The sequence below is a fragment of the Pontibacter saemangeumensis genome (assembly GCF_039541895.1).
Lineage (GTDB): Bacteria > Bacteroidota > Bacteroidia > Cytophagales > Hymenobacteraceae > Pontibacter > Pontibacter saemangeumensis.
The window spans coordinates 14,344-37,176 of sequence record NZ_BAABHC010000003.1 but is presented as its reverse complement, the minus strand read 5'-3'; the positions used below and the strand labels follow the sequence as shown (position 1 = coordinate 37,176).

29 protein-coding genes are annotated in these 22,833 nt (G+C 54.5%); 8 read left to right on the top strand and 21 right to left on the bottom strand.

All coding sequences use genetic code 11. The annotated features are described in order from the left end of the window. Positions 1 to 104: 104 nt before the first annotated feature. Positions 105 to 695 carry a CAP domain-containing protein gene (locus ABD920_RS03960; RefSeq protein WP_345156948.1) on the bottom strand — a complete coding sequence of 197 codons (591 nt, stop codon included), beginning with the start codon at positions 693 to 695 and terminating at the stop codon, positions 105 to 107. A 128-nt stretch (positions 696 to 823) separates the two neighbouring features. Here ABD920_RS03960 and ABD920_RS03955 point away from each other — a divergent pair, with 128 nt between their 5' ends. The 6 genes from ABD920_RS03955 to ABD920_RS03930 all read left to right on the top strand — a co-directional run bounded on the left by ABD920_RS03955 (position 824) and on the right by ABD920_RS03930 (position 6,223). Then, complete coding sequence (locus ABD920_RS03955; RefSeq protein WP_345156947.1) at positions 824 to 1,045, top strand: hypothetical protein; 222 nt, start codon at positions 824 to 826, stop codon at positions 1,043 to 1,045. Positions 1,046 to 1,305: 260 nt separating this feature from the next. Then, positions 1,306 to 1,707, top strand: coding sequence for a hypothetical protein (locus ABD920_RS03950; RefSeq protein ID WP_345156946.1), 402 nt, complete (start codon positions 1,306 to 1,308; stop codon positions 1,705 to 1,707). Between the two features lie 354 nt (positions 1,708 to 2,061). After that, positions 2,062 to 3,417 (top strand): lysophospholipid acyltransferase family protein, encoded by a 1,356-nt coding sequence (locus tag ABD920_RS03945; protein WP_345156944.1) that lies wholly within the window; start codon positions 2,062 to 2,064, stop codon positions 3,415 to 3,417. A 364-nt stretch (positions 3,418 to 3,781) separates the two neighbouring features. Then, positions 3,782 to 4,132, top strand: a complete 351-nt coding sequence (locus ABD920_RS03940) for a hypothetical protein (RefSeq protein WP_345156943.1) — start codon at positions 3,782 to 3,784, stop codon at positions 4,130 to 4,132. A gap of 104 nt (positions 4,133 to 4,236) precedes the next feature. Beyond that, positions 4,237 to 5,760, top strand: coding sequence for an HTTM domain-containing protein (locus ABD920_RS03935; RefSeq protein WP_345156941.1), 1,524 nt, complete (start codon positions 4,237 to 4,239; stop codon positions 5,758 to 5,760). A 178-nt stretch (positions 5,761 to 5,938) separates the two neighbouring features. Beyond that, on the top strand, positions 5,939 to 6,223 hold the full coding sequence (locus ABD920_RS03930; RefSeq protein ID WP_345156939.1) for a hypothetical protein: 285 nt from the start codon (positions 5,939 to 5,941) through the stop codon (positions 6,221 to 6,223). A gap of 123 nt (positions 6,224 to 6,346) precedes the next feature. On the opposite strand, the gene ABD920_RS03925 is transcribed toward ABD920_RS03930, so the two are convergent. The 5 genes from ABD920_RS03925 to ABD920_RS03905 form a co-directional block, all read right to left on the bottom strand. Continuing rightward, a complete protein-coding gene (locus ABD920_RS03925) occupies positions 6,347 to 6,796 on the bottom strand; it encodes a hypothetical protein (RefSeq protein ID WP_345156937.1) in 450 nt (149 codons plus the stop codon). Between the two features lie 78 nt (positions 6,797 to 6,874). Further along, positions 6,875 to 7,966: a DUF3616 domain-containing protein gene (locus ABD920_RS03920; protein WP_345156935.1), complete on the bottom strand. Its 1,092-nt coding sequence runs from the start codon at positions 7,964 to 7,966 to the stop codon at positions 6,875 to 6,877. A 170-nt stretch (positions 7,967 to 8,136) separates the two neighbouring features. Beyond that, positions 8,137 to 8,643 (bottom strand): hypothetical protein, encoded by a 507-nt coding sequence (locus tag ABD920_RS03915; protein ID WP_345156933.1) that lies wholly within the window; start codon positions 8,641 to 8,643, stop codon positions 8,137 to 8,139. Between the two features lie 237 nt (positions 8,644 to 8,880). Then, complete coding sequence (locus tag ABD920_RS03910; RefSeq protein WP_345156931.1) at positions 8,881 to 10,131, bottom strand: zinc dependent phospholipase C family protein; 1,251 nt, start codon at positions 10,129 to 10,131, stop codon at positions 8,881 to 8,883. Positions 10,132 to 10,190: 59 nt separating this feature from the next. Further along, positions 10,191 to 10,982 (bottom strand): phosphatase PAP2 family protein, encoded by a 792-nt coding sequence (locus ABD920_RS03905; RefSeq protein WP_345156930.1) that lies wholly within the window; start codon positions 10,980 to 10,982, stop codon positions 10,191 to 10,193. Positions 10,983 to 11,119: 137 nt separating this feature from the next. On the opposite strand from ABD920_RS03905, the gene ABD920_RS03900 reads away from it, so the two are divergent. After that, positions 11,120 to 11,680 carry a DUF4864 domain-containing protein gene (locus ABD920_RS03900; RefSeq protein ID WP_345156929.1) on the top strand — a complete coding sequence of 187 codons (561 nt, stop codon included), beginning with the start codon at positions 11,120 to 11,122 and terminating at the stop codon, positions 11,678 to 11,680. Between the two features lie 147 nt (positions 11,681 to 11,827). On the opposite strand, the gene ABD920_RS03895 is transcribed toward ABD920_RS03900, so the two are convergent. The 9 genes from ABD920_RS03895 to ABD920_RS03855 form a co-directional block, all read right to left on the bottom strand. Then, on the bottom strand, positions 11,828 to 12,118 hold the full coding sequence (locus tag ABD920_RS03895; RefSeq protein WP_345156928.1) for a GNAT family N-acetyltransferase: 291 nt from the start codon (positions 12,116 to 12,118) through the stop codon (positions 11,828 to 11,830). A 3-nt stretch (positions 12,119 to 12,121) separates the two neighbouring features. Beyond that, positions 12,122 to 12,325, bottom strand: coding sequence for a hypothetical protein (locus ABD920_RS03890; protein WP_345156927.1), 204 nt, complete (start codon positions 12,323 to 12,325; stop codon positions 12,122 to 12,124). Positions 12,326 to 12,447: 122 nt separating this feature from the next. Further along, complete coding sequence (locus ABD920_RS03885; RefSeq protein WP_345156925.1) at positions 12,448 to 12,942, bottom strand: CHRD domain-containing protein; 495 nt, start codon at positions 12,940 to 12,942, stop codon at positions 12,448 to 12,450. A 196-nt stretch (positions 12,943 to 13,138) separates the two neighbouring features. After that, positions 13,139 to 14,236: an efflux RND transporter periplasmic adaptor subunit gene (locus ABD920_RS03880; protein WP_345156923.1), complete on the bottom strand. Its 1,098-nt coding sequence runs from the start codon at positions 14,234 to 14,236 to the stop codon at positions 13,139 to 13,141. A 28-nt stretch (positions 14,237 to 14,264) separates the two neighbouring features. Then, positions 14,265 to 14,639 (bottom strand): four helix bundle protein, encoded by a 375-nt coding sequence (locus tag ABD920_RS03875; protein WP_345156921.1) that lies wholly within the window; start codon positions 14,637 to 14,639, stop codon positions 14,265 to 14,267. 26 nt (positions 14,640 to 14,665) lie between these two features. Beyond that, positions 14,666 to 15,916 (bottom strand): ABC transporter permease, encoded by a 1,251-nt coding sequence (locus tag ABD920_RS03870; protein ID WP_345156919.1) that lies wholly within the window; start codon positions 15,914 to 15,916, stop codon positions 14,666 to 14,668. Between the two features lie 210 nt (positions 15,917 to 16,126). Continuing rightward, a complete protein-coding gene (locus ABD920_RS03865) occupies positions 16,127 to 17,371 on the bottom strand; it encodes an ABC transporter permease (RefSeq protein WP_345156917.1) in 1,245 nt (414 codons plus the stop codon). Positions 17,372 to 17,422: 51 nt separating this feature from the next. Beyond that, positions 17,423 to 18,148: an ABC transporter ATP-binding protein gene (locus ABD920_RS03860; RefSeq protein WP_345156915.1), complete on the bottom strand. Its 726-nt coding sequence runs from the start codon at positions 18,146 to 18,148 to the stop codon at positions 17,423 to 17,425. 368 nt (positions 18,149 to 18,516) lie between these two features. Then, the gene (locus tag ABD920_RS03855) at positions 18,517 to 18,732 is read right to left on the bottom strand and encodes a PLDc N-terminal domain-containing protein (protein WP_345156914.1); all 216 of its coding nucleotides are present in this window, start codon (positions 18,730 to 18,732) and stop codon (positions 18,517 to 18,519) included. A gap of 113 nt (positions 18,733 to 18,845) precedes the next feature. Between ABD920_RS03855 and ABD920_RS03850 the strand changes: the two genes are divergently transcribed. Then, a complete protein-coding gene (locus tag ABD920_RS03850; RefSeq protein ID WP_345156912.1) occupies positions 18,846 to 19,418 on the top strand; it encodes a hypothetical protein in 573 nt (190 codons plus the stop codon). Between the two features lie 44 nt (positions 19,419 to 19,462). Here ABD920_RS03850 and ABD920_RS03845 read toward each other — a convergent pair whose 3' ends face one another. The 6 genes from ABD920_RS03845 to ABD920_RS03820 all read right to left on the bottom strand — a co-directional run bounded on the left by ABD920_RS03845 (position 19,463) and on the right by ABD920_RS03820 (position 22,789). Further along, positions 19,463 to 20,254 (bottom strand): pentapeptide repeat-containing protein, encoded by a 792-nt coding sequence (locus ABD920_RS03845; RefSeq protein WP_345156911.1) that lies wholly within the window; start codon positions 20,252 to 20,254, stop codon positions 19,463 to 19,465. 155 nt (positions 20,255 to 20,409) lie between these two features. After that, positions 20,410 to 20,592 (bottom strand): hypothetical protein, encoded by a 183-nt coding sequence (locus tag ABD920_RS03840; protein WP_345156909.1) that lies wholly within the window; start codon positions 20,590 to 20,592, stop codon positions 20,410 to 20,412. A 43-nt stretch (positions 20,593 to 20,635) separates the two neighbouring features. After that, positions 20,636 to 21,007 (bottom strand): GntR family transcriptional regulator, encoded by a 372-nt coding sequence (locus ABD920_RS03835; protein ID WP_345156908.1) that lies wholly within the window; start codon positions 21,005 to 21,007, stop codon positions 20,636 to 20,638. Position 21,008: 1 nt separating this feature from the next. Continuing rightward, positions 21,009 to 21,746 (bottom strand): hypothetical protein, encoded by a 738-nt coding sequence (locus ABD920_RS03830; protein ID WP_345156906.1) that lies wholly within the window; start codon positions 21,744 to 21,746, stop codon positions 21,009 to 21,011. Between the two features lie 4 nt (positions 21,747 to 21,750). Beyond that, complete coding sequence (locus ABD920_RS03825) at positions 21,751 to 21,948, bottom strand: hypothetical protein (RefSeq protein ID WP_345156905.1); 198 nt, start codon at positions 21,946 to 21,948, stop codon at positions 21,751 to 21,753. Then, positions 21,938 to 22,789 (bottom strand): ABC transporter ATP-binding protein, encoded by an 852-nt coding sequence (locus ABD920_RS03820; RefSeq protein ID WP_345156903.1) that lies wholly within the window; start codon positions 22,787 to 22,789, stop codon positions 21,938 to 21,940. Before ABD920_RS03820 ends, ABD920_RS03825 begins: the two co-directional genes overlap by 11 nt. Positions 22,790 to 22,833 lie beyond the last annotated feature (44 nt).

Sequence of the window (22,833 nt, the reverse complement as noted above, 5' to 3'; positions counted from 1 at the left end):
CAAAATGCTTAGCCGGGCAAAAGGAATCTCGCGCGAATTGAAAATCAGAAAGATTTTTGCCCGTTTTTATGCCATTCAGACATTATTTAACGCCAAAAATTATTTCACTGATTCTCCAGCTTCGGCGCAATCAGGATGCTGCAGTAGTACTTGTACCTGGAGTTGGGGTTGTAGGCAATGCCGATGCCCACATGCGTGGCCGGGGTGTCGCCGTCGTGAAAGCCCAGCAGGTGCTTCCGGTGGCCGAGGTTGGGCACCCCCTTGTCTACGATCAGTTGCTTCACAAAGTCAGCGGGGCCTTCGGTATTGGCCGCGATGGACTCCACGTTGTTCGCCCGGCTGTCTTTGGAGTAGAACGCCGGCAAGGGGTAGCCTGCCTGCCAAAGGTAGTAGTTCATGCCGCGGCCTTTTTTATCGATATGCGCCATATAATTTTTCCTGGCCATATCTTCGGCTTTCCGCTGTGCCAGCGCTGCCAGTTGCTCATCCCAGATCAAGGCAGGTTTGGCAGGCACCATGCGCAGCGCAGGCACTTTATATATAGCAGCGTATTGTGCGGGGTTCTGCCTTACCGCGTTTAGCTCTTCGAAGTTTGCCTCTATGGCTGTCTGTAGATCAACTGCGGGCGCTTGCATCGCCGGTGCGGCAGGCAGGAGCAGTGCAAGCCAAACGATCAGGTTCTTTAATGCCATCATTCTCTTTCCCCCTTTTGTTTCTTTAGGTTGATAACGCTGAATTCGGCCCATAATTTCGGGACACCTGAAAGAGGGGCACACAATCCGCCCGGTTTGCGTAAAAAGGGTAAGACCTATATAAAACGACCATGGAAGCACCGAAAGAAGAAGATATCATCACGAACGCGGACGAGAGTAAGCGCCTGCCTGACGAGAACCCGGAGCCGCTGACCGGCACGAAGAAAGAGGAGGTGGATATACTGGAATCAGGCTTCGAAGGCAAGGAAGAGGGCGGAAACGTGGCCGCCAAAAGCGAGGAGGGTACCCGGGAACTGGACGGCAGCAACGCCAACAACCTGCGCACGAAGTAGTCTGCCCCACTGCTCCTGAAACAAAGCGGCGGCGGCAGCGGCAGCAGGATACACCTGCGCCGTTGCCGCCGCCGCTTTATTTCAATACATTCAAAAAATCTTGCTTAATCATAATTGAAATTGGCAAACTGATGGTGCTACTTCAACTCAAACGGCTACTTTTTGGGTTTAAAGAAGCATTTAAAATAAGTAAAAGAATTTGTTATTACGTTGGTAATTAGTAATATTAGTATATGTAAATACCTAAAAGGCCGCCGCTTATGGTCCTCTTCGACTCAGAGTACATCCACGTTGAATATTACGCAGAGCACCATGTACTGGTCAGCCAGTGGTGTGGCGGCTGTAGCAGCGAGGAGTACCGGGAAGCGGTGACGATGACGTCCAATTACATCCGGAAAATGAACATCCCGTTTGCCATATCAGACAGGCGCCTGCTTCACCCGCTTTCTGTTGAGGACCTGAGATGGACCGGGACGGATTTCCTGAAAGAATTCAGCCAGCTCCCGCTGAAGCGTTTTGCCATCATCAACTGCTTCGATGAGGCGGCGGCGAAACAGCTGCATTACTTCCTTCACAGCAAGCGTTACCCCCTTCCATTCGAGGCGCAGGTATTCGAAGACCTCACTTCGGCATATGAGTGGCTGGTCTCGGTGGAGGCCTGACGCTGCTATTCCGCCGGCAGAAGCCCTGCCGCCTTGGCCCCGCATGCCACCTCTTCCAAGCCCCCTAAACTTCGTCCTGGTGTCGCGGCGCTGTGGATAATTGCTCATTCGCACGGCGCTTGCCGTAGCACCAGCCCTGCGAAGCATCCCATATATAGCCGTCGGCTGCTTCGCCTGCACCCGGTATATGAGTTTCTCCAACCCGTCCGGTGGTGCAAACTGCCAAAGCGCGAGTTTATGTTAGCGCTGAACTAAGCCGCGCCGGCGGCTTCGGCTTGCTGACAATTTGCTTATATTGCCTTTCGGGATCAAGTTCCATCTGTTCCGCAGTACCTTTCGTTACCTGATGCCGCCATGCTCTACGCCATCCTGAAGCTTATATATAAAATCGGACTGTGGATTTTCTTCCGCCGTTTCGAGGTGCATAACCGGCACCTGATGCCGGACGGGGGGCCGCTCCTGGTCGTATCGAACCACCCCAACACGTTCATGGACCCGATTGTGACGGCTTCACTGCTGCGCCAGCCGGTTTACTTCATTGCCAAGAGCACGGTGTTCGGGTCTGATTTTCAGAACTGGATGTTGCGCCAGATGCACCTGATCCCGATCCACCGCCGCGAGGATAATCCCGGCAAACCCGTGAGCAACGAGGAGGCCTTTTCCGCCAGCTTCGAGGCGCTCCGACAGTACAAAACACTCCTTATTTTTCCGGAGGGGAACAGTTTTAACCAGCGCCGCCTGCGCAAAGTAAAGACAGGCACTGCCCGCATCGCCCTGGGCGCCGAGGCGACGGGTGTCAAGGGACTGAAGATTCTGCCGGTAGGCCTGAACTACTCCGCTCCCACCCGCTTCCACAGTGATGTGTTCGTGAACGTGGGCGAGCCGATTCTGGTGGCCGATTATGCCACGGCCCACCGGCAGGACGGGCAGGAAGCCGTGCTCGCCCTGACCGAGGAGATCAGGAAGCGGCTGGAGCAGCTCATCATCCACACCCCCACGGATGAGGAAGACGAGATGGCCCGGCAGGTGGAGGCGATCTACAAAGAGCGCCTGGCGGCGGCGGCCCCCTCAGACATCCCGGCACACATCCAGGACTTCCTGCTGACAAAGGCCATCGTCAGCGGCATCAACTACTTCAGCCAGCGGGAGCCGGAGCGGGTGGCCGCGCTGAAAGAGAAGCTCAGCAGCTATATGCTGCAGCTCCGGCGCCTGCGCCTGAAGGACGAGATCATGGGCCTGCGCCGCAAAACCGTGTTGTGGCGGAGTGTGCTGCGCGTGCTTTACCTGGCCCTCGGGCTCCCGGTGTACGCATATGGCCTGTTGCACAACTACCTCCCGTACATCATCCCGTCGAAAGTGGCCAGGGCCGCCACCAGGGAACACGAATGGTACGCCCCCATCATGCTGACGGCCGGTATTTTCACGTTCCCGCTGTTTTACCTGCTCGAGGCCTGGCTGGCACAGGAACTGCTGCACCTTTCCTGGAGCTGGACGGCTGTTTACTTCCTGACCCTGCCGCTAAGCGGCTTTTTCACACTGCACTACTGGAACACCCTGCAGCACACACAGGAGCACTGGCTGCTACTGCGCCTCTTCGTGAAAAGGCGTGCCCTTGTGAAGAGCCTGAGGCTGCAGCGGGAGGAGATCATGGCGGAGCTGGAGGCGGCCAAAGAGGAGTACCTGGCACAGGCAAACAGGGGCCTGCAATGAAAAAAGGCCCGTTCTGAACTCAATCAACAGTTTCTATATATAACTATTTATATAGATAAACATCAGCACAGTCCCCTGCAACAAAATCACTACTGCCTATATATCAGACATTTAATATCACCCTCTATACGCCGTTTATTGCACAATAATTTTTGATCATTTTTAGATCGGCTCCGTAAAAGGCTTATTTGAGCTCTATTCTGAACTGACATTTCGGTTTAAGAGCCTCGGAAACAAACTTCAAAAAGGATCTAATATCAAAATTATGAAAAAGACTTTTGTAAATTTTTGCGCATCAACGCTTGTAATGAGTGGGCTTCTGTTTGGTTGCTCAACCACTGACACAACCACTGACTCCGAAGGAATGGATACCACAGACGATTACGGCACCACCACCGGAGCAACGACAGATGGAACGACCACTGATGGCACGACAACAGGTACCACTACCGGCATGACGACAGGTACAACCACTGGCACGACCACTGACGGCACAACGACAGGAACGACTACTGGTACCACGACTGGCACGACCACTGACGGCACCACGACTGGTATGACAACCGGAACGACAACGGGTACCACGACCGGAACGACTACCGGCATGACGACAGGTACTACAACCGGCACTACCACCGGGACAACTACTGGCACCACAACAGGTACGACTACTGGCACTACAACCGGGACTACCACTGGTTCCACTACTATGTAGGATGACACCGGACTTAGATTGAGACACTATACCACAAAAGCGAAAGGCAAGCACCGAAAGGTTTTTGCCTTTCTGCTTTTAGAAACGCCCTTACCATCTGACAGATGAAGTACCTGGAGCCATACTTCCGCAATGTTTTTACGGTAGACCTGCGTGCGCTGGCTGTGATGCGGATCTGGCTGGCAGGCATCATCCTAACCGACCTCGCCATCCGGGCAACGGACCTGGAGGCGCATTATTCGAACATGGGCGTTTTGCCGCTTCACGTGCTGCACCAGCACCTGTGGCTGCCTTACCTGTTCTCTTTCCATGTCATGAGCGGGCTGTGGCAGTTTCAGTTGGTGCTGTTTGCACTGGCGGCTGTTTTTGCGGTATGCATGCTGCTGGGCTATAAAACGCGGGTGTCCACTTTCGCGTCCTGGCTGTTGCTCCTGTCGCTGCAGAACCGGAACCTGCTGATTGGGCAAGGCGGCGACGACCTGCTTCGCATGCTACTGTTCTGGGGCATTTTCCTGCCTTGGGGCAGGTTCTACTCTTACGACGCCACCCGTATTCCCCCGCTTTCCGGCACCCCCTCCGGCACGAGCTGTTTCAGTGCGGCAACGGTGGCGTATATCGTGCAGGTCGGGATGGTGTATTTCAGCACGGCGTTGCTGAAGAACTCGCCCGAGTGGAACTCGGAGGGCACTGCCCTGTACTACGCTCTCAGCCTGGACCAGATCCTGATGCCCGGCGGCAGGCTTATATACCCTTACCCGGAACTCCTCCGGGTGCTCACCCTCAGCGCCTACTACACCGAACTGCTGCTGCCTTTCCTGCTGCTGATTCCGTTCTACAACAACTTCTTCCGGGTGGTGGTGGTGGTGGTGCTGTTTGGCTTCCATATCGGCATCAGCCTGACGCTTTTTGTAGGGTTGTTTTACCTCATCAACATGGCTTCGGTGGTGGGGCTGCTGCCGCGCCCGGTCATGGACTGGGTGGACCAACGGCTGTTTTCTTCTTTCAGGAGGCCCTATTCCGGGCAGTTCCAGAACATCTTCAAGCACCTCCGGCGTCCGTCGCTCCTAAGTGTGCAGGTAAAGCTGCAACGTCCGCTGGTGCCCCGGCACCTGTTGCCGCAGCTCCGCAACGGCTTTGTTACCGTTGCGCTGCTGTACTGCGTCTGGTGGAACCTGAGCGGCACCCACCTCCCGCTATATAAGCTGCCCGACAGCAGCAGGTGGTTTGGCTACCTGCTGCGCCTCGACCAGCACTGGGGCATGTTTGCACCAATCGTTTTCCGGGACGATGGCTGGTATATACTTCAGGGGCATATGGCAAATGGGAAGTCCATTGACCTGAACCAGCAGGGAAAGGCGGTGAGCGAGGTGAAGCCAGCCTCGGTGGTGTCGCTGTTTAAGAACGACCGCTGGCGCAAGTATTCGGAGAATTACCTTTTCGTGAACAACGCCTATATGCGCCCCTACTACTGCAACTACCTAATGCGCCGCTGGAACGAGGGCCACCCGAACCAGCCGATTACGCAGTTGGAGGTGATTTATATGAAAGAGCCGACACAGCCCGACTATCAGGTGGTAACGCCCACGCGGGAGGTGCTCTGCATTTGCGCCAACGAGCCGGAAAAGTAGGTTTTCTCATTTTCCGGCCTATCAAAACCTACATTAGCTCGTACAAAGGAGGTTATATGTAAAGTGAAGGTACCAAGGCAGCAGATGGTTATATCAACTACCCGCCTTACCATGGGACCAAAGCGTTGCTTTATTTTAAGTATATACCTGAGAATTAGAATATCAAAAAATGAAACAGATGAAAAAGACATATGCAATTTTACTGTCAGGCGCTATGCTCATGAGCGCAGGCCTGACGGGATGCTCCAGCGAAAACACCACCGGCGTAGACACCGAAACGAACGCGAACGAAGTAGACGGACAGCTAAACGACCCGGATGAAGGCCCCGTGACGGAAGAAAACGTGAGCCCGCTCGACACGGCGAATGGTGGCGCAGGCGCTGACATGAACGGAAACAGTAACTCCGGAACAGGCGACGAAACCAACCGTACCACTACGCCTGGCACAGACAGCGGCAATTGACTGATAAAATAAAAACATAAAAGGGAGGCTCTTGTGAGGGCCTCCCTTTTATGTTTTTATAGCTTTTAAACAGGAGCTTCTACAGCCTGGGATAAAGCATGGCTTTCGCCTCACCGTAAGGGTTTACTCATCCTCATCGTCCCGGAGGGCAAAACCCACGGCTGCGGCTACCAGACCGCCCAACAGGTAATACCCTATGGCCAGCGCCTGCGTCTCGGTGGTCTTGTTGCTTGGCTCCTCGCCCAGCCCCAACGGACCTGGCAGTAACACTGCTCCTGCCCCGGCTGCTGCACCCAGTACAGCCCCACGCCACCAGGCGCTTTTGCCTGTGCCCGCCATGCTATAATAAAGCGAGTTAGAAACCACGTCGCCTACCAATGCCCAGGTATGCAGTTTCTCTTTGTCCTGCGGTGGCGTCAGATCGGCTTTGTGCATTAGTTTTGAGATGGAGCGCATGCCCAGCACATCCATGCGCGGCGCGTCCGGGTTTAGCCTCCGCACCGTTTCGTGCACCGCCGTCACGACGCAGGCACCGGCAAGGCCGCCTGCTAAAGCTTTCAGTATGTCGTTCATAGTCTATTTAGGTTTCAGGTCATATATGAGTTGAATACACCTGTATAGCCTGCTGCGCCTCATAAGGTTTCAATCCGGCTATTTTACGAGTTGAATTAAGTCGGCGAGCACAGCATTGTTCTCCGCTTTCCGGGCATCCACCGGGCTGTCGAACACAACCAGTGCGTGCTTCTCATCAAATATGGCCAGGCCCTCCGCCTTGTCCTTGCCTGAGTCTGCGCCTGAACCGTGCGGCACCTCGCACAGGCGCTCCAGTTCTTTGGTATGCACCATGCATTCCTGCTCTGTCTGCACAAGGGCGTTGGGCCACCGGTAGATAGCGATCACACCATCCTGATCCATGGTGGGGCCGGCCAAGATGTACATGTCCTCCCCGAAAATGCGCAGTTCCCGGATGCCTTTGCCCTTCAGGTGCAGAAAGTGCTTTTTGTAGGGCCGCTTTTCGGTCAGCTGCTTCAGGTGTAACTGGCCTTTATCGTCCTCCTCTGTCTCTACCTCCAGTATAATGGCCCAGCCCCGGAGCACTGGCCCGCGCAACCCGATAAAAATCCGCTCCCCGCTCGTGGTCAATCCTTCCACATCAAACCCGTTGTCTTTACCCGGTATGGACAGGAAAGGGCTGATATGCTCGTCCTGTTGCAGCACGTCCGTGAGCAGGCTGCTGGTTTTGTCTCCGTGCAACTGGGCCGCCCGCAGCATATACCCCGGCCACTCCGGGTGCTCGCATTGCTTGTGCAGTTCGTACTGCCCGGTTTCTTCATTCAGCAAAAAGGGGATACGGGCCAGCAGGTAGCGGTTCGGGTCGTTCTGGACTTTTGACAGCCGCTTCATCTGCTTTTCCACGGAGTCGTGGCTGCGGGGCTTTTTGCGTTTGAGGCTGTGCGAACCTATAATCCATATATAGTTGTCGGTAGTGCCCATGCCCTCAATGTCTACTTCGCTGTTATCGCCGTCGGGCAGTTCCAGATAATCCCTCAGGTCGAAAGACTGGTGATCTCCAAAGGAGCCGTCGCTGTGATAGGTCAGGCGCTCAATGGTCGTGCGCTCGTCGCAGCTCAGCCACAGGTTGTCTCCCGTGCGAAGCCCTGTGGAAAGCCCGTCCCGCACGTGTTTCCCTTCCGGGTTCAGGCTTTGGCCGGCATCAAACCGGAGCTTTATCTTTTTTGTCATCAGCTTTATTTATATATACCCAAAATTTTCTCCCTTGTACGTGGCTTACCGGCCCAAGTCATTCGCCTTACCACTCACCTGCTACAAGGGCCGGTGCAGCGGCTCTACCAAACAGAAGAGCCGGACTCGCAGGCCCGGCTCTTCTCTGTATAAATAATCGTACTGGTAGTCTACTTTACTCTTGCATCCACTGCAGAACTTCCGGTTCTGTTCATGCTGCTGTTATAGCTACCTGATGTATTGTCTTTATTTTTGGAGCTAATCTTGTCCTTCGCTGTCGACTTGAACGTGCTTGCTTTGCTCTTAAGTTTGTTCTTGTTCTTAGAACCCATCGCCAGCCATCCTGCCCCGAGGGCAAGCAGAGAACCGCCCACAACTTTCTGCGTGGTCGTCAGGCTATTGAATTTTTGAGCAATAGGACCGGAATACTTTTGCAGCATGTCCTGGATGTTCTTCATACTGTCCTTTCCGGACGTGGCCTGCTGGTTGCTTCTGCCTTGGGTAGACTGGCTGCTTGAACTTCCTGTTGAGCTGGCACTGTTAGCGGAAGCGTTATCACGCGAGGTGTTGTTGCTTTGTGCCGAGGTGCTGCCTGCGCTGCTACCTGGAGTGGTATTGCTTTTATTCTGGTTCTGAGATCCTGATTGTGCCGATGTATTATTCGGGTTGTTTTCCATGGTTTTATTCTGGTTAAGTTAAAATACAATTTCTGCAGCTTTGGCACTGTCCGTGTTTATTTTCCCGAACCAGCCAGAGCCTAATCTATTTTATCGTTAACCAAGTGATATAGTTACACCTGCAATCACATTTTTGTATGGCATCCCGTTTAAAGGCGCTCCTGCTACTCATCAGGAACAGCTACACCACCCAACAGCAGCTATATAAAATCAGTACAATATTGTAGGCGTCCTTTCTTAGAGTGGGGCGTCCTCCAGCCTGCTCAGGTAATCCTGCACTTCCTCCCAATCATCGCGCTCTTTTTGCCTGGTCGGGACGCGGGCATGCCTGTAAAACTGCAGAATATCTGCCTTTAAAGCGGGTGTGAGGTGTTTGTAGTCCGATTTGTAAAGCTTCTCGAGCAGTGCCGCATATGTCTCGTCGGCCAGGGCATAGGCGCCCGGCTCTGTTGGTGTGCCGGTGTCCAGTTCCATGTTTTCAAGGTCAGGCTCATGCTGCCGCATCTTCCTCAGCATGGCGCTGTACTTGTCTACGGTAACGTTAAAACTACTGTAAAATATTTCTTCCGCCTCCGGGGTGGGAGGTTTGAAGGCCAGCGGGCGCAGCGGCCCGATTTTGGGCAATACTTTGATGATATAGGCAACCGTGCGGGCAAAGAAGCCCGGCCGCTCGTAATCGCGCCCCCACGCGCCATGGAAGTCTGCCCGGCTCATGCGGTATATAAAGCGACGGCGCGTTACGCCTGGCCTCGCCTCCTGTATCTCAGACTTCTTCGCCATCCAAGCCGCCTTCGTCAGTTCCGGGAAGATGCCGCGGATTGTGTAGCGGTAACTCCCGATAGCCAGCGGCAGGTTCAGGAACACATCGTTCAGCTCCAGCCCGTAGGTCTCCTGAAACGCCTCCTGCAGCACTTCCTTCGCCACCTTAAACCCGATAAACCTTTGATAAGACTCCGATGCGAAGTTACCGCGCGCCACCTGCAGCACATCAAAGCCAAACTCCGTTTTTACATGCGAAAGGGGGTCCTCGGCATACGTGACCACATCGCCGTGCTCGGCCCGTACTTCGGGATACACCAACGCCACCGCTTTGTTCGTGCCGATGGGATGCCCGTAGATGTCGGCGTTGAAATGGGCCAGTGCCCCGAGCGAAAATGCGTACTCATCCAGGGTATTGGAGGCATGCATGAGGTTAGACACAAAGTCGCCGCTGCGGACGTAGTGGGTCAGTTCCGTGAAAAAAGCACTCCCGAAAGGATAATAGCCCATGTCCTGCACAATAGCGCCGCCATAGGCGTAGGCATGCGCCTGTTCCAGTTCCTCTTTGGTCGCGTTCGGGAAGCGCAGGAGCAGGAGCGGCAGCAGGCTCTTCTCCCAGGCGGCGTCTACCACGGCCTGGTGCGTGAGGATGCTGTAACTGTAGGCTGGTCTCGCCGTGACAACCAGCAGGCACAGGACAAGGGCAAAAGAGGCGAGGCGGCTACACATACTTTATTCCATATATTTATATATATGAAATACGCATCAACAGGCGAAAGGATACGGGATCAGGAGCCGGGCAGGCGTCTCTCCCTTTTCCTCCGGTACGACATCACCTCCATCAGGCTGACGCCCACCAATAGCCACAGCGCCCCCAGCAGGAAGCCGGCCAGCACATCCGACAGGTAGTGCACCCCCAGGTAAATCCTGCTAAAACCCACGATAACGATCAGGGCCGCCGCCAGCCACAGCACATACCTCCGGTGCGGGTGGGCGTGGTAGTGCCGGTACAGGAAGTAAGCCAGCAGCCCGAACATGGCCATGACCGTGGTGGCGTGGCCGCTCGGGAAAGAAAAATGCTCCACCACATAATAGGCCACGTCGGCGGGGCGCTCCCGGCTGATGAACGTTTTGCCATACCGGGTGGAGATGCCGACGCCGGCAAGGGCGAGCCAGAAGGCAAACAGCGCCACAAAGTGCCGGCGGTACAGGAAAACAGCAGACACAAGCCCTCCGATGATGAAAACCGCCTCCCGCTCCCCCAACAGGGTGAAGCCGTACAGTATCCTGCTCAGCGAGTCAGAGCGCACCTTGTAGAGGATGGCCGTGAACTCCTTGTCCAGCGTTACGATCCACTCCGTATCCAGCACGCTTTCGGTCAGCTCCGACAGCAAGGCAATGTTCACGCCAAAGGCCAGCGCCATCAGGGTGAGCGGCAGCCCGATAAAAACCCTGGTGTCGAAGCGGTTTATGACAAACTGCCACAGCCCGGGATAGCGCTGCCGTAGCCTCAGCACAACAGGCTGACGCTTTACGATGGCAATGGCCTGCTTTATATGGTCGGAGAGGGGGTTTTTCATAGAATAGTGCTGACCTTGCTATACGCAATATGGCAGGTTTGTTTACTGCTTGCCTCCCCTGCCCCCTTTCAGCCGCCATATACTTCAAAACAAGGCCCCTGCACAACCCTGCCTGCCTAAATAAAGTACATATTTGTATGAAGGGCAAAGACAATGTGTTCGACTATCTCATGTTTCTGGTGGGCTTGTTCCTCCTGATCCTGTTCTGGGTGCAGTTCCCGGCCATGCCTACCTTAGAGGACAGGCAGTATGCCACGTACGTAATGCCTGACGCCGTCGCCAGCTCTTCCTCCAAATGGACATATATAAAACCAGACAAGACACTTTCGCCGCAGCAGGTCGTCAACATCCAGCTGCAGGCCCTGCAGCAGAACGACCAGAGCGACAGCGGCGTGATCACAGTTTTCAACTTCTCGTCGCCCCAGAACAAGCTGCACATCGGGCCGATCAACCACCTCCGGGTACTGGTGCGCGATCCTGCCTACCAACCCATGCTAAACTTTAAAAGTTATAAAAAAGGGCAGCTTGTCGTCTCCGACGACTCGGCATACCAGCTTGTGGTCATAGAAGGGCGGGACGGTCGCCAGGAGGTGTATATGTTTATCCTGTCGAAGCAGCGCAGGGGGGCTTACAAGGGCTGCTGGATGACCGAAGGGATAGCCCGCATGGAGCAGGATCTTCTGACAAGCCTGACCTAAGCAGCCATTTTATATATGGGATACAGGACTCACTCCCTGTATCTCAGGCCATGCGTTGCCTACCATACAGCGCTCAGCCGTAACATCAGGTAAAGCAGTTCTCTTGCCTTGCCAACTGCCTGCCAATGTACTTACCCGATTTACTTTTCAGGCCACTTCTCCGTCCAGGTCCAGCTCCATTTTTATATCGGCACGCGCGTAGATGCTGGGTGGCATGGGCACTTCCACAAACCCGAGGCGGGTGTAGAGGCTAAGGGCGGTGGTGAGCCTTCGGTTCGATACGAGGAAAATTTTACGGGCACCCGCCTGCCTGGCTCTCTCTATGATTCTTTCGCCTAGCAGCCTGCCAATGTGAAGGCCCTGGGCCCGGGGCGTCACTGCCATCTTGGCCATTTCATATATACCCTCCTCTTCTTTCAGCAAGGCACAGGCACCCACGGGCTACCCATGAAAAAGCGCGATGAGTATATGGCCCCCTTTGTTGATGATGTAGCGCTGGGGATCTTCAAGCGATTGCTCGTCGGCCTCCTCCATCACGAAGTATTTCGAGATCCACTCGTGGTTCAGATCATAGAATGCCTTTGCGTAGAACGGGTTATAGTCCACGATCTGGATAGTAGAAGGCATGGTATAGTGCTGTGGCATATGCGGTGTGATTTGTCCCTATGCGCAAAGGTATATATAGCCAGCCGCTTCTGCCACAAAAACAGCGTTCCCTTCGGGGCAGTTTCCTGCCCCGAAGGGAACGCTGTATGCCCGGACCTCTATTAATGTATGATATTCCCTCTCAGTTCGCCGGCAGGATAAGTTTTACTGTGGATGTTGAAGTACCAAAGCCCGTTCAGGAGTTGCCTTTCCTCCTCCTTGGTGAGGGCGCGTGTAGAGCCCGTCAGGGAGCCTTTGGAGGTGTTGGAGAAACCAGTGACAGGTATCACGACACCCGCATTCATATTCGGAGTGGCAGGCCCGTGAAAGTGCATGCCTACGGTTTCATCATCGGGTTTCCCCAAGGTCCAGACAAGGTCGTAGGTAATGATTCTGGTGTTACTGTTGTAATACACGTTTATCAGCCCGATCCCGTCAGACGGCACCGCAGGCACCTCGTGAGCCCCCTTCAGTTGTACGCCTTCATAGGCCACATCATTGTTGAGGAGGTCGTCTAAATTGATGTCGTCCTCGTCGCAGGCAGTCATAAAAGTGCCCAGCAGTAGCAGCACGGCCAGCAGTAATCTGTGTGTGAGTAAATTTCGCTTTGCCTCCATAGTCATCAGTTTTTAAGTGTTTAGTATTTAATTGTTTATACTTACTTACACTGATCTCAATGGTTAGACAAGGGCCTCTGGTTTTCCGTGAGTTATATAAAACCCGCTACCAACGCACGGCTGGAGTGGGTACAAGTTTTTATGGGGTGTGTACAAAAAAAGCGGGCATCACCCGCTTTCCCTTTTCAGCCTTTAGCTATATATGGGCGATGCCCAGATCCGGTACTTTGACTTTTTCTTTTCCGTCGAGGCCTGACACCACCTCAATGTTGATCCCGTCCGACAGGCCCGTCTGGATCATGCGCTTCTCAAATTTTTGGGGCGCCACCTCCACCTCCACATAAGGCTTTTCTTTATCGAACTGTAGCATGCTTTCTTTGATGGCCATCACTTTGTCGCGTTTGTCCAGCACGATGTCGGCGTTGGCGCTGTAGCCGGCCCTGATGAAGTCTTTCTCGTCCAGCACCACCTGCGCCCGGATCGGGAACTTGATCGAGCCTTCCTCGTCCAGCCCTTTCGGGGCGATGTACTCCAGCTTGGCGTCAAAAACGCGGCCTTCTATGGCGCCGATGGTCAGCACCAGGTCCATGTTCTCCTTCAGCTTGCCCACTTCCGACTCATCGATCTTCCCCTCAAACACCAGGCTGCGCATATCGGCCACCGTGGCGATGGTGGTGCCTTCGTTGAAGTTGTTGCGTTCGATGATGGAGGTACCCACCTTGATCGGGACGTCCAGCAGCATGCCGTCGATGGTAGAGTATACCAGGTTGGAAGACTGCTGGCCGCTTTTACGGGAGGAGCCCTCGCGCACCAGCTGTAAATTATTCTCGGCCGCCTGCATGGCCTCCTGCTTCAGGGCAAAGTCTGCCTTGTATTTGCGGTACTCCTGCTCCGGTATCACCTTCTCTGCATACAGCTGGTCGTAACGGGCAAGCTCGCGTTTTGCCTCCTCGAAATTGAGCTTTGCCGTTTGCAGGTTTGTCTCGGCGTTGTTCACGCTCACCATGTTGGGCACAATCCGGATCTTAGCCAGCAGCTGCCCCTTCTTCACGATCTGGCCCGCCTCCACGTGCAGCTCCTCCACAATACCCGATACCTGCGACTTTACCTGCACCTCTTTGCGCGGCACGATGGAACCCGTGGCCACGGTCTTTTTCACGATCTCGGTCTCGAACGGGGCCTCGGTTTTATATACCACAGGGTCTGTGTTCGCTTTCTGATAGAAGTAATAGCCGAGCCAGGCAGACAGGCCCAGGAACACTAACACAAAAACGCCAAGCAATACCTTTTTCATAGTAATCATTCAGTTATCGATTTTCCAATTATGCGTTGTCCATCAGGATGTCCTCTCTGCTGCGGATGCTGCTGGAGAGGAGCTGGCACAACTCCTCCGCCTCTCCGTACAGGCTCCTGTACTGCTCCTCCTCAATAAAACGCGTGTCCTTCAGCAGGTCGAGCCAGTCTTTCGTTTCCTGGCACTCCTGGTAAGCAAGGGCCAGCTTTTCCAAAAACGCCTCTTCTGAAACAGCGCTGTTGGCCTCTACCACGCTGGCGCCGATGGAGGTGCCGCTGCGCAGCAGTTGCCCGGCCAGTATATACTCCCGCTTCTCCTGCCCCAGGTACTGGTGCGCTTCCACCACGTTTACCGCAAAAGCATATGCTTTCTCATACAGTAAGTTTTCTTTCCCATTTATCATGACTGATAAGGGTTAACAGATACTTTTTACTCATCGCGCAGCGCCACCACCGGGTTCACCCGGGCCGCTTTGGTGGCGGGAATCAGTCCGGCCAGCGCCCCTGTGAAAACCAGCAGCACGGTGGCCGTCACGGCTATGCCCAGGTTTACCTCCGGAATTCCGAAGAAGCCGGCCTGCACATCGAACCTGCGCATCAGGTACTCGATCAGGGCGATGATGCCGGTGCCCGTGAGCAGCCCCATATAACCGGCGAAACCCGTGATCACGATGGACTCCTGGATGATGAGGCTGATGATGGACCAGGGCGTGGCGCCCAGCGCCTTGCGCACCCCAATTTCCTTTGTCCGTTCCTTCACCACGATCAGCATAATGTTGCCTACCCCGATGATGCCCGCGATGATGGTGCCGATGCTCACCAGCCAGCTAAACCCCGCGATACCGGTGAAAAGCCCCTGCACATCCTGAAACTCCTTCTCCACATTGGCCGAGCCAAACGCCTTCAAATCCTCGGGGGCCACCTGGTGCCGCTGCATCAGCAGGGTTTTCACCTTGTCTTCTATCACGGCTGCCGGCACACCGGGCTTCGGGATGAGCGCCATAAAGCCAACCTTGTTCACCTCGTTGTAAGTCTGCTGCAGCGTGGTGTGGGGAATATAGATCACTTTGGCGTCCTCCATGACATCCTCGCCTTTGCCGACAGGCTCGAACGTGCCTACCACCTGGAAATAGCTGCCTTTGATGCTGATGTACTTGCCGATCGGCTGCTCCTCCCCCGGAAACAGCACCTCCAGCACGCGCGGCCCCACAATGGCCACCTTGCGCTTCTCCTGCAGGTCAATGCCGTTCACGAAGCGGCCGGTGGTCACTTTCAGCGGCTTTACCGAGAGCAGCTCCGGCGTTTCGCCGTTCACGGTGAACGCCGAGCTCCTGTCTTTGTAATTCACGGTGAAGTCGCCCTGCAGCTGGTTACTGGGTGCCACCACGCCTACCTCGGGCACGCCTGCTTTGATGGCGGCCACATCGTCGTTGGTCATCTGGATAAAGCGCCCCGCCTTCAGGCCCATATAGGGAACGCTGGTACGCTGCGTCCAGATGAAGACAGCATTCTTGGCGATATTGAACTCACTTGTGATGCCGTTCTCCAGCCCTTTGCCCGCGCCCAGCAACACCACCAGCATGAAGATGCCCCAGAACACGCCAAAGGCCGTCAACGCCGTGCGGAGCTTGTGCTTCTTCACGGTGTTGTAGATTTCGGTCCATTTATCGATGTCGATCATACTGGTTGTTGGTTGTTAGTTGTTAATTGCTGGCAGTTGCTGATTGTTAGTTGACGATTGCTACTTGTTATATATCACTTGTCGGTAGTCTTACTTTGTTATCACTGTAGAGCCTCGTTATTTGACTGTTGAGAAAGCCGCTATCGGTAGATTGTGTAGCTATAACCTCTGCGTAAATACAACTAACAATCAGCAACTGCCAATCAACCACTAATCCGCCCGCAGGGCCTCAATGGGCTTGATGTTGGCGGCTTTCAGCGCGGGCATCAGGCCGGCAACGGCGCCGGACAGCACCAGGATCACCGTGGCGGAGAGCGCCACGCTCAGGTCTACCTCGGGCGTGCCAAAAAACGCCAGCTCCGCCCCCGACGACACCAGCATATACTCCAGCAACGCCAGCACCCCGGTTCCGGCCATCAGGCCCATATACCCTGAGAAGGCCGTGATCACCACCGACTCCTGCAGGATCAGGCTCACGATCGAAGCCGGCGTTGCCCCAAGCGCCTTCCGCACCCCGATCTCGCGGGTGCGCTCCTTCACAATGATCAGCATGATGTTGCTGACCCCCACGATGCCCGCTATCAGGGTGCCGATGCCCACAATCCAGACGAAGATGCGGATGCCGCTGAAGAGGCCCATCACTTTAAGGTACTCCGCCTCGGTGTTCTCCACGCCCAGCGCCATATCGTCCTCTTCCGAGAATTTGTGCCGCTGTGCCAGCAGTGTTCGCAGCCGGTCTTCCATCTCCTTCGCCGCCACGCCGTCCTGCGAAGTGAGCGCCATCATCTGCACCAGGTTGGGCTGGTTAAAAGCGCTCTGTAAGGTAGAGAACGGGATATAGGCCCTTTCCTCGCGGCGGCCGCTGTTGTTGCCGCGCGCCTTGAACGTACCGATTACCTTGAAATGAATGCCCCGGATATTCACGTACTCCCCTATCGGGTCCTGCTCACCGAACAGCACCGTTGCCACCTGCTCGCCCAGCACCACCACTTTGCGCTTCTCTTTTTCGTCGAAGTGGTTCAGCAGGCGTCCGCGGTAAGCGCGCTCGCCGTTCAGGTCCAGGAAATCCGGCTCAGTGCCGAACACTTGGTACGAGCCGTTCTGCTTTTTATAGTTAATCGTGTACTCGCCCCACACGCGGTTGCGGGGCGCCAGGATGTTCAGGTTCGCCACCTCGCGCTCGATGGCCCGCAGGTCCTCGTTGGTCAGTTTTATCTCGCGGCCGGGCTTCATGCCTTTGTGCGCCACGGCCGTTTTGCCGCTCCACACATAAATGCTATTCTTGGCCCCGTCGCCGAAGCGGTTATATACCCCGTTCTCCAGCCCCTTGCCTGCGCCCAGCAACAGCACCAGCATGAAGATGCCCCAGAACACGCCAAAGGCCGTCAGGAACGTGCGCAGTTTGTTCTTCTGCATCGTAGCCCCTATCTCCTGCCATTTATCAAGGTCGAACATCGGCTGATTGCTAAATTGTTAAATGGTTGATTGTTGGTCAGCTTTCGGCGGCTAACGATCAGCGGCGACGGCAGAATTGCCTGATTCGGCTTCCTCCACAGGCAGCCCGTGGTCGTCGTTCACGATCAGGCCGTCTTTCAGGCGGATGATGCGGTGCGTCTGGTCGGCGATGTCGTTCTCGTGCGTCACGATCACCACGGTCATGCCCTTGCGGTTCACGTCTTTGAAGATGTCCATTACTTCGTAAGACGTCTGGGTGTCGAGGGCGCCGGTTGGCTCGTCGGCAAGGATGAGTTTGGGCTGCGAGATGAGCGCCCTGGCGATTGCCACGCGCTGCTTCTGCCCGCCCGACAGCTCATTGGGAGAGTGCTCTGCCCAATCCCGCAGACCCACCATATCGAGGTACTCAAGCGCCAGCTTGTTGCGCTGCTTGCGGCCCACCTGCTGGTAGTAGAGCGGCAGGGCCACGTTCTCCATCGCATTCTTGAACGAGAGCAGGTTGAACGACTGGAACACGAAGCCCAGGAACTTGTTGCGGTAAGCAGCCGCCTTTGTAGCCGAAAGGTTCTTGATCCGGGTGCCCGCCAGCGTGTACTCGCCCAGGTCATAGTCATCCAGGATGCCCAGGATGTTGAGCAGCGTGGATTTGCCGGAGCCCGAGGAACCCATGATCGAGACAAACTCGCCCTCGCGCACGTGCATGTCTATCCCCTTCAGCACATGCAGCTTATTCTGTCCCACGGCATAATACTTTTGGATATTCGTAAGCTGTATCATTGGCTGCGGCTTTTGAGTGGCTGTCTATATAAATAACGGTAGTTTGTAATACAAGGTACCAAAATATCACATTGTTTATTGCTTCTATTATACTTACCTCTCATTTATATCGATGGATAGCACCCCGGAATCGACGAACCTGCATCGCACTAAAATGCCTTCATCTGCGGATGGCGCAAAGCCAAACCGATTATATATGCAGCGCCATGAAAGAGGCTGCTTTATAAGAGATAGATGCTACAAGAACAGGAAGGGTTGCCTGCGCGCTATATAATTTTGAGAGGGAGCTAACCAACGAAGCAGGAGCCGCTGATGGCAAAGAAAAGCATTCAAAAAGCTTTTACGCTGCTCCCCAAGCTATATATGGCTTATTTGGCTAACCGTCTCCTGCCAACCAGAAAGTAAAACGCCAGGCCAAACACCGGCACCATGAGCACAAGTAAAAGCCAGACCACTTTGTCAACGCTATCCCTGAAAGCACCCGTTACAATTTCCACGATGGCATAGCCCCATACCAAGAGAGGGATAAGGAACAGAAGCATCTCTGCATCAAACCCACCGATAAACAAAATCAAGTTCGCCATGCGTTTCGGGGTTGACTTTAGTCAATTTAACTGTTTATGTTTGAGATTCAAACACATAATACAGCAGCAATACACTACAAGTACAAACGAAGCAAGCACAAGGCCTTTGTAACATGTTTTCAGCACAACTACCTGCGCCCATCCTTTTCCACCCGCTTAAGCACCACTTAGGCTACATAAAAGCGTATATCCGGCAAAACTGCGCTGCTCCCGAGGCCGAGATCAAAGCTGCGCTGCAAACCCTGGGCGGTTCGCAGCTGGATTTATATATAGGTCCGCTTTCGCCGCCGCAGGTTGCGCAGGAGGTTTTGCAACACTTACAGGAAAATTGCCTGCTACAGCCGCTCACCTATCAACGTTACCTTGCCGCCTCCGGCACTTCTTACCAGGTTGCGACCCTCTCCGACGGCACCAACTGGATACTGCGCTGGGGGGTGGTAGCAGGGCGGCATGTGCACCTGCACCCTGCCCGCTATGCCCGCCATACGCTGCGCGTGAAAGCCAGCGTGCTTAAAATAGCCATTGCAGCCTTGGTGGCGGCAAAACGGCGTGGCGGAAACACGGTGATGGACACTGCCTATATAAACGGGGTACGGGCGGCCTGGCTGGGGCTGCCCCCTGTCAAAGACATCCGCCTGAGCGAGGTGCTCCTGCACCTGATCGCGCTGCTGGAAGATACTCTATAAACAGCGCCACTTGCCCCGTAGCGCCATTCATAAAGCGGGTGAGTTTAGTTGTTCGCGCTTTGCAGGGCAGAGAGCGAGACAGACCTGTTGTTCAGTTTGGTGTACTTAAAGTCCTCGCCGCCCCGGAAGTCCGCGCCCCTGATGTTGAAGGAGTCGGATATTTTGGCATATTTGAAATTGGCCGTGCCGTCGAATACCGCATTCCGGAAATTCACGCCTTCCTGAAACTTGGCGTACTTAAAGTTCGCCTCTTCCATGAACGTTGCGCCGGCAAAGCTGACATTCTTCGGAAACGCTACATATTTGAAGTTGGCTTCTTCCTCAAAACGCACGTTGCTGAAGTTCACATTCTTTGAGAACTCGCTGTACTTAAATAAAGCTTCTTCTGAGAATCGGCTGCCGACAAAGGAGGCGCCTGCCTTAAACTCCGAGTACTTGAAGGCGCTTTTCTGCTGAAACGCACAGTCCTCGAAAAGCACGTCCCGCTCAAAGTTGGTGTTATATACCTCGTTGGGGCCGCTGCTGAATATGCCGGACCCATCATCCCCGGGGTTGAAGTACGCCAGCACATCGCCTTGGAAGGTGCAGTTAACGAAAGTGACCGGGGCTGTCACCGTGCTGATGTATTCCCTGGTGTCGCCGTCCCCGCCTTTCTTCAGCTTCTTGTTCTGCAGTTGCGTCATATCCAGGTTGCCTGTTATCACAGTGTTTTTGTAAGATACGGCTTCGCCCCGGTTCAGCTTTTTGATAATCTCGGAGGCGTCCACTTTTGCCTGTGCAAACGACAGCAGCGGCAACAGCAGCAATACGAATAGGAGCTGTACTTTTCTCATCATAGTTTTGGTTAAAGGTCCTGACTTCTGAAGTGGTGTTTGGCTAATAGATGAGCCAGCGGGGCCAAAGGTTGCCTGCCGTTCAGAAATTCTGTAAAAAGGACACTAAAAGCCCTCAGCCGATGCGAGGTGGGACTTGCATCGGCTGAGGGTTAAGTTTATTCCGCAACAGGCGGCGCAGTCGGCTCTGGCACCGCAGGCGGGGCAGGGGGCGGCACAAGTTCCTGGTTTGCCCTTTCCTGATCTTTTCTCTCCTGTTCGTAAAATTTAGCTGTGCCGAGCATCACGGTTATAAATACCAGGATCGTCAGCAGCAGGCCCAGCAACAATTTATTACTCATGTTCATGTTTTTAGCGCTTTAAAATTTCTTTCAAATTTTAGACTTAATGGCCATTCAGCTCCGGCTTCCCGTTTACATAATCCCGCAGGTCGTCGAGCTTGATGCCCAGCAGCTGCATGTTCTTAAAGAACACCGGCAGGTCCTCTTCCAGGAACTGCTCCCGCTTGATGGCGATGGTTTTCTCGAAGCCGTCGTCGGCCAGGAAATAGCCAATGCCGCGCTTGTTGTAGATGATGCCTTTGTCCTGCAGGTAGTTGAACGTACGCATTGTTGTGTTGGGGTTCACCTCAAACTCCACGGCCATGTCGCGGATGGAGGGAATTTTATCGCCGCTGTCCCACTTTTTCTGGAGGATGTTCTCGAAAAAGCGGTTTGCGATCTGTAGATATATGGCTTGGTTTTCTTTGAAGTCCATCTTACACCTGCCTTTCTTTTAGTTTGAAATAAGAAACCACCAGCATGAACGGCGCAAACAGCCACCAGAACAGCATCGGGATCACCTTGGTGAAGATGTATTCTGCGGTGTCCTTGAACTCGTCGCTTGGCCCGCCCCGGTAGTTGCTTTGCCCGAACAGCAGATAACCCACGCCGCCGCTATATGCCGCGATCAGCAGCACCGCCACGATCACCGCCAGCAGCGTCTTCAGGAAGTTGTTGCCCCGGAAGGCGGTTGCCCCCAGCAGGAACAGGGCCTGCGTCACTATATATACCTGGATGCAGGTAAAGAAAGTCCGGTCGAACAGGAAGGGCAGGGCATCTACGCTGCCCGCCAGCAGCGAGCTGAAGAAGGAGAGCACCAGCATCATCAACCCAAACACCACCACATACACCGGCGAGGAGATAAACCAGGCCGCCAGCAGCTTTTCTGCCGCCGAAACCGGCAGCGTCAGGAACATATAGCTTTTCTGCGGGGCGTGCATCTCGTCAAACACCTTGCTGGTGAAGATGTAGCCGCCCAGCATAAACACCACCAGGTACAGGTTGCGCAGCCCAAGCAGGGTATCGGCGTCGCGGTTAAAGTAGGCAAACAGCGCCGAGATGATCAGCAGCAGGCCCAGCACTGCCGTGATGGCAATCCACATGGTGCTGAAGTTTAAGTAGAGCTGCCTTCTCAGGAAGAAGCCCAGTCGTTTCAGGTTCAGTTCAGTATTCATGGTTTTATTTTGTACTAATGGTTAGGATAACGGAGTCATTGACAAGGCCCTGCAGCACCAGCTCCAGGGGATAGGTATAATTAATCTGGCCGGTCTCTACCAGGAAGGCACAGCCCAGAGCCGCAATGGCGACAAGCGGGGTGCTTAGCTCGAGGCCCATATACTTTAGCCAGGAACGCAGCCTCTTCGGTTTAGTACTCATATTTATAGCTGGCAAAGTGTTCGTTTATGGCGGCAGCGTTCTTCATGATGCCATTGAAAAGCAGCTCCAGGTCTACCCGCGCGTCGTGGCCGGATATATTCTTCACAACACCCGCTTTTCTACCCTGCAAATCCTCCGCATACAGCACTTCGTCGGCCGGCACGCCCGCCAGGTCATATTCAAAAGCCAGCTTTTCGGAGATCTCCCCAATGTTGTGGTTAAAAATGATGCTCCCGTTCTCCAGCACCACCACGTTGTCGATCAGGTTCTCGAGGTCGCGCACCTGGTGCGTGGAGATCACGATGACCTTCTCCTCATCCAACGCGGACACCATAATTTTGCGGAACTGGCTCTTGGAGGGGATGTCGAGGCCGTTGGTGGGTTCGTCCATGATGAGCAGGCGGGCGTTGGTGGCCAGGCCAAAGGCGATCAGGAACTTCTTCTTCTGCCCGTACGACAGCGTCGACAGCTTGGCATTTTCAGGCAGCTCAAACTCCGCCAGGTAGGCCTGCAACTGGTTGTAGCTGAACCTGGAGTAGAACACACCGTTCGTTTTCACATAGTTGTGCAGGCTGATGGGCGGCAGGCTGAACTCCTCGGGAATCAGGTAGATGTCCTCCAGCATAGCGGGCTTGCGCGCGGTGGCGTCAAAGCCGAACACGGTGCACTGCCCGCTATCGGGGTACAGCAAGCCGGCGATATGCTTCAGCAGCGACGACTTGCCTGCGCCGTTCTTCCCCAGCAGGCCATATATAAACCCCGGCTCCAGGGTCAGGTTCAGGTTCTCGAAGAGCGGTTTGCCCTTTTTATACCTGAAGTGGATGTTCTTTAACGCTATCATAGTTTTACCTGGTTAGTGTATTAGTTACATAGTACACTACAAAG